General features: G+C 73.0%; 6 protein-coding genes. 1 reads left to right on the top strand and 5 read right to left on the bottom strand.

Annotated elements, in window-relative coordinates:
* Window positions 1–161: 161 nt before the first annotated feature.
* The 5 genes from C6N75_RS15285 to C6N75_RS15265 all read right to left on the bottom strand — a co-directional run bounded on the left by C6N75_RS15285 (window position 162) and on the right by C6N75_RS15265 (window position 3,206).
* On the bottom strand, window positions 162–545 hold the full coding sequence (locus C6N75_RS15285; RefSeq protein WP_105869456.1) for a hypothetical protein: 384 nt from the start codon (window positions 543–545) through the stop codon (window positions 162–164).
* Window positions 546–630: 85 nt separating this feature from the next.
* On the bottom strand, window positions 631–1,374 hold the full coding sequence (locus tag C6N75_RS15280) for a hypothetical protein (RefSeq protein ID WP_105869455.1): 744 nt from the start codon (window positions 1,372–1,374) through the stop codon (window positions 631–633).
* A gap of 132 nt (window positions 1,375–1,506) precedes the next feature.
* On the bottom strand, window positions 1,507–1,968 hold the full coding sequence (locus tag C6N75_RS15275; RefSeq protein WP_105869454.1) for a hypothetical protein: 462 nt from the start codon (window positions 1,966–1,968) through the stop codon (window positions 1,507–1,509).
* Between the two features lie 68 nt (window positions 1,969–2,036).
* Window positions 2,037–2,720: a hypothetical protein gene (locus tag C6N75_RS15270; RefSeq protein ID WP_105869453.1), complete on the bottom strand. Its 684-nt coding sequence runs from the start codon at window positions 2,718–2,720 to the stop codon at window positions 2,037–2,039.
* Between the two features lie 105 nt (window positions 2,721–2,825).
* A complete protein-coding gene (locus tag C6N75_RS15265) occupies window positions 2,826–3,206 on the bottom strand; it encodes a hypothetical protein (protein ID WP_105869452.1) in 381 nt (126 codons plus the stop codon).
* 271 nt (window positions 3,207–3,477) lie between these two features.
* Here C6N75_RS15265 and C6N75_RS15260 point away from each other — a divergent pair, with 271 nt between their 5' ends.
* Complete coding sequence (locus C6N75_RS15260; protein ID WP_105869451.1) at window positions 3,478–4,215, top strand: hypothetical protein; 738 nt, start codon at window positions 3,478–3,480, stop codon at window positions 4,213–4,215.
* The last annotated feature ends 20 nt before the right edge of the window (window positions 4,216–4,235 follow it).

The following is a 4,235-nucleotide window of genomic DNA, read 5'->3' as shown; positions in this document are numbered from 1 at the left end:
CCGCTTTCACCCCCTGTCCGACATGCCGATGTTCGAGTCGCAGCTTGCGCTGCGACTCGAACATCGGCATGTCGGACAGGGGGTGAAAGCGGGGGATGCGCACGGGCGTTCCGTTCTGGGGTCGGCGGCCCGGGGCGGTCGTGCCCCGGGCCGGCTGAGGGTTAGCGGCGGGGCGGGATGGCGGTGAAGCCCCGGTTGGCGGCGGCTTCCTCGGCGGTCGTGCGGTCGCGGTTGCTGGTGCCGATGAGCCGGTGGCCCGCGTCGGTGATCAGGTGCGAGTCGAGTCCCCAAGGGCGGTCGAGCACGACCAGGAGGTCACCGTTGTCGTCGGCCCGCGCGAACCCGGGCTCGGAGTTCACGGACTCGGCGGTGATGCCGAGCTGACGGGCCAGGTCGGCGCGGGCGGCGGCCAGGGTGGAGCCCCGGGCGACGAACCGGCCCAGCTCCAGGCGGTAGCCGTCGCCGCGCTTGAGCGGACGGCGCACGGTGACGCCCGGCAGGGGGACGGAGACGGTTTCGACGGTGGCGGGGGCGTATCCGGTCACGGCGGTGGGCGCCTTTCTGGCGAGAGGGAAGCGGGGTTGGGGCCCGGGGCGCGGGAGGGCGCGCCCCGGGCCGGCTGTGGGGCCGTCAGGCGGCGGCGGGCACGTCGTGCGAGAGACCGAACGTCATCTGCGCCGTGCGCCGATCGCCGTCCCAGTGGACGAACGCCATCGGCGCGCCGCTGTACCAGTGGAGCCACAGCTCCAGCACCACGCCCGCGGCGCCGTAGTGGGACTGGACGGTGTCGCCGACGGCAAAGCCGTACACGCCGCGCTCGCGCTCGATCTCGTCCGGCGCGGCCAGCCGCATCACGGGGTCGGTGACGACCGGCCAGCGTCCGGCCCACGCGATCGTCAGGGCGTCGTCTTCCACGGCGGTGACGGTGCCGCGCTGGATCACGGCGCGGGGTTCGGTGCCGTGCCGGTGGTCGGAGTCCTCGGGCATGTGGATGAAGCTGCGCACCACCCGGTCCCCGGGGCGGTACTCGGCCGTGTGGCGCCCGTACACCCCGGCGGGAACGTGCTCGCGGGGGATGACCAGCGCGACGCCGTTCGAGGGCCACACGAGGGATTCGCCTTCCAGGGCGGTGTACCCGCCGGTGCTCACCGGGAGCGCGGGGAAGGCGGCGCAGCTCTGCATGGCCCAGCGCAGCCGCGCGGGGTCGGGCGCGCCGTCGTACGCGCCGAGCACCAGGTCACCGGGGCGCACCTCCAGGTTGGGGATGATGCGCAGTTGGCTCATGTCGGTACCGGCGGGCGGCATCTCGTAGACGCCGTTGTCGGGCCGGTCGGCAACGATCAGCGGGTAGAACGTGACGTCGGTGACGCACATGGGTGTCCCCTTCGGGTTGGTTCGGAGCGTTTGTTGGTGCGGCTCGCTCGTGCCGTCCAACAAGGAAAACTGTACACCATGTCCGCCTGTGTTCGGTAGGGACCCCGGGCGAGTCCCTACCGGGGCGCAGCGTCAGGAGCGGGACCGTACGGCGCCCACGTCGCCCGGGTGTCCCGCAGCCGGCCCGCAGACACGGTTGCCCATCGTGCGGCAGTCCCACCCCGACTCGTCCTCGTCCACGGTGCCGTCGCGGTTGTCGTCGCCGAGCGCGTCAGCCTGCCCGTCCACCCACCCGTCGGCCCACGCCACGGTGCCCGGGTCGCTCCCGTCGCCCACGGCGTCCGGGTACGTCGGCGTACGCCTGTCGCCCAGCGCGGCCACGCCTGCCTCCCAACCGGCGTTGTACGCGGCCACGGTGTCCTCCTGGTCGTCGTCGGCGACGACCGTGACCGTGGCCGGCTGACGGGTCGGGCCGGACGGGGCGGAGCGCGCGGCCCCGACAACGGCGGCGGCGGCGAGCAGCACCAGGGCGAGCAGCCCGGCGAGGATGGCGGCGGCGCTGATCTGCTCAACGGTGCGGCGGGCGCGGGTCATGACGGGTTCTCCGATCAGGGGAAGGGCGGGGCGCGGCGGGGGTGCCGCGCCCCGGGGAGCAGCAGGGACTACGCAGGGACGGCGGCGGCCGTGCGGCGGGTCAGGATCTCGGCGGCCCGCTCGCGCGCCGTGGGCAGGTCCGGCGCGGCGGGGGACAGCACCTCGTACGTGTGGGTGCGGCGGCGGTCGCCGTGCCGCGTCCAGCCGTTGACCGTGCTCCACGCGTGGCCGCGCGGGTTCCGGCAGGGGTGCGACTCCTGCCGACTCGGGTCGGTGGCCCGGGGCGCGCACACCGTGCAGGGCCAGCCCAGCGAGTGAGCGTTGCCCCCGCCGTACGTGCCGTCCGGGTTGATCACGGCAGCGATGTAGACGCGCCCGATCTCCACGGGGGCGTTCTCCGGGAGCGGCAGGCCCATAGCGCGCGCGGCGTCCAGCTCGGCGAGCGCCCGGCGGTACTCGGCGTGCGCCGCCTTCTCCCACCCCCACAAGGTCGGGTCCTCCATCACGGCCCGTGCCTCGCGGTACCGGTTCAGCGCCACCACGGGCGCCGTGACGTAGGCCAGCAGACCGGCGGGGGTGATACACCAGCGCTCATCCGGGTCCAACACCAGGTCGCGCGGGGTGATGACGCTGCCGCACGGGCAGTGAAAGCGCCCGTCCGCCCCCACGGCGAAGTGGTTCGTGCAGCACTCGGCACAGACGATGACGGTCACGAGTTCGGACAGTTCGGGGGCGCGGTCGATCGCGGGCATGGCTGATCTCCAGTCGGGGCGTAGCGGGGTGAGCGGTGAGGGGGCCGGGCGGCCGGTGAGGGGGGAGTGCCGGGCGCCCGGCCGGCTGAGGGGCGGAGCGGTGAGCTACGCGGCGGGGGCGTACTCGGTGACGTACGGGGCGGTGCGGTTGTACTTGCGCGCCCCGGCGATGAGCGCGGGGTCGTCGGCCCGGTAGACGTTCACCTTGATCCAGCGGCCGTTGGGGTAGCCCTTGCACGGCTTGGTGCGCTTGCGGGTCTTGCGCGGCTCGTGGCCGAAGTGCGCGGCCCGGTACTCGCTGACGATCTTCCGTCCCGCCCACGAGCCGTACCGGTCAACGTCGTCTTCCGGCATCCCGACGCTGATCAGGAAGTCGCTCACCTTCACGCGGGTGGTGGCGTCGCGGTGGGCGCGGTTCTCCCGGCGGCGGGTGCGCAGTTCGGTGGCCAGTGCGCGGCGGCGGGTGCGGCGGGCGGTAGCAGACACAGAGGTCCCCTTTGATCCGGAGCGTTCGGCGTGACGGTCGCTCGTCCGTCACTGCCGTTCGGTGCAAGCACCACTCTACACGACCACACACCATGTGTGTACACCCTGTCCGCCATGAGTTGAGCGGGCCCGTTCCAGCTCACTCCCTATAGAGGGGTTGCGAAGTGGGGGGTTGCGCATCGCCGGACGTGGTGTACAGTTCTTCTTGTTGGTCGGCACGAGCGAGCCGCACCGACACCAACGCTCCGAACCCAACCCGAAGGGGACACCCATGTCCGTCACCCTGGCCAAGCCCAGCGACGAAGCGACCGAGAGCGAAGAGGTCGACTACATCGCCCCGGCCCGCGTGTTCATCGCGGTCGCCCAGCTCCCCGACGGCCGCGTGAGCGGCGTGGACCTCTACGCCAACGCCCCCGCCGCCGACGAAGTCCTTCCCGCCACCGTGTGGACCGTGGCCGTCCCCGACGCGGACGACGTGTACGGCTCCGCCGCCGCCAAGGTTCTCGACCTGGCGCTCACCAGCGACTACCGCGACACCGACGGGTCCGGCTGGTCCGAGGGGGAGCGCACGGCGCGCGCCTTCCACGGCGACCACACCGACGAGCGGGCGTTCCTCCGCACCGTCGAAGCGCTGCTCATCCGCGCGGGCTACCTCGATGCGCACGCCGGCCTCGTGCACTGCCGGGGGTACGGACTGCGCGTCGGTGACGACGACGTGGTCATGAAGTGGGCCGAGGGCTGGAAGTGGGCCGCGCTCGACTCCACCGACATGGACGGCTGGTGCTTGCAGCCCGGAGTGCTCGCCCCCGCCGACGCGTCCCCCCAGCGCGTCGCCAACGCCATCATCCTCAACCTCGCCTGCCTCGGTTACCTCCCCTGGACGGACATGCGACTGCGCGACCGCGCCCGCGTCTACGTCCGCACCTTCGGATGGCGCGCCCGGCTCCAGCGCATTACCTACCGGGCCACCCGCTTCCGCCGCACCGTCCGGGCCCGCATCACCCGCTGAACCCCGGCTGGGGCGCACCG

It is taken from the genome of Streptomyces solincola, assembly GCF_002982015.1.
Classification (GTDB): Bacteria; Actinomycetota; Actinomycetes; order Streptomycetales; family Streptomycetaceae; genus Streptomyces; species Streptomyces solincola.
The sequence above is the reverse complement of the archived record's forward strand: the minus strand, read 5'-3'. Positions and strand labels throughout refer to the sequence as shown.

Coding starts and splice junctions, on each gene's coding strand:
- C6N75_RS15280 (WP_105869455.1), bottom strand. CDS start 1,374: ATGTGCGTCACCGACGTCACGTTCTACCCGCTGATCGTTGCCGACCGG.
- C6N75_RS15275 (WP_105869454.1), bottom strand. CDS start 1,968: ATGACCCGCGCCCGCCGCACCGTTGAGCAGATCAGCGCCGCCGCCATC.
- C6N75_RS15260 (WP_105869451.1), top strand. CDS start 3,478: ATGTCCGTCACCCTGGCCAAGCCCAGCGACGAAGCGACCGAGAGCGAA.
- C6N75_RS15270 (WP_105869453.1), bottom strand. CDS start 2,720: ATGCCCGCGATCGACCGCGCCCCCGAACTGTCCGAACTCGTGACCGTC.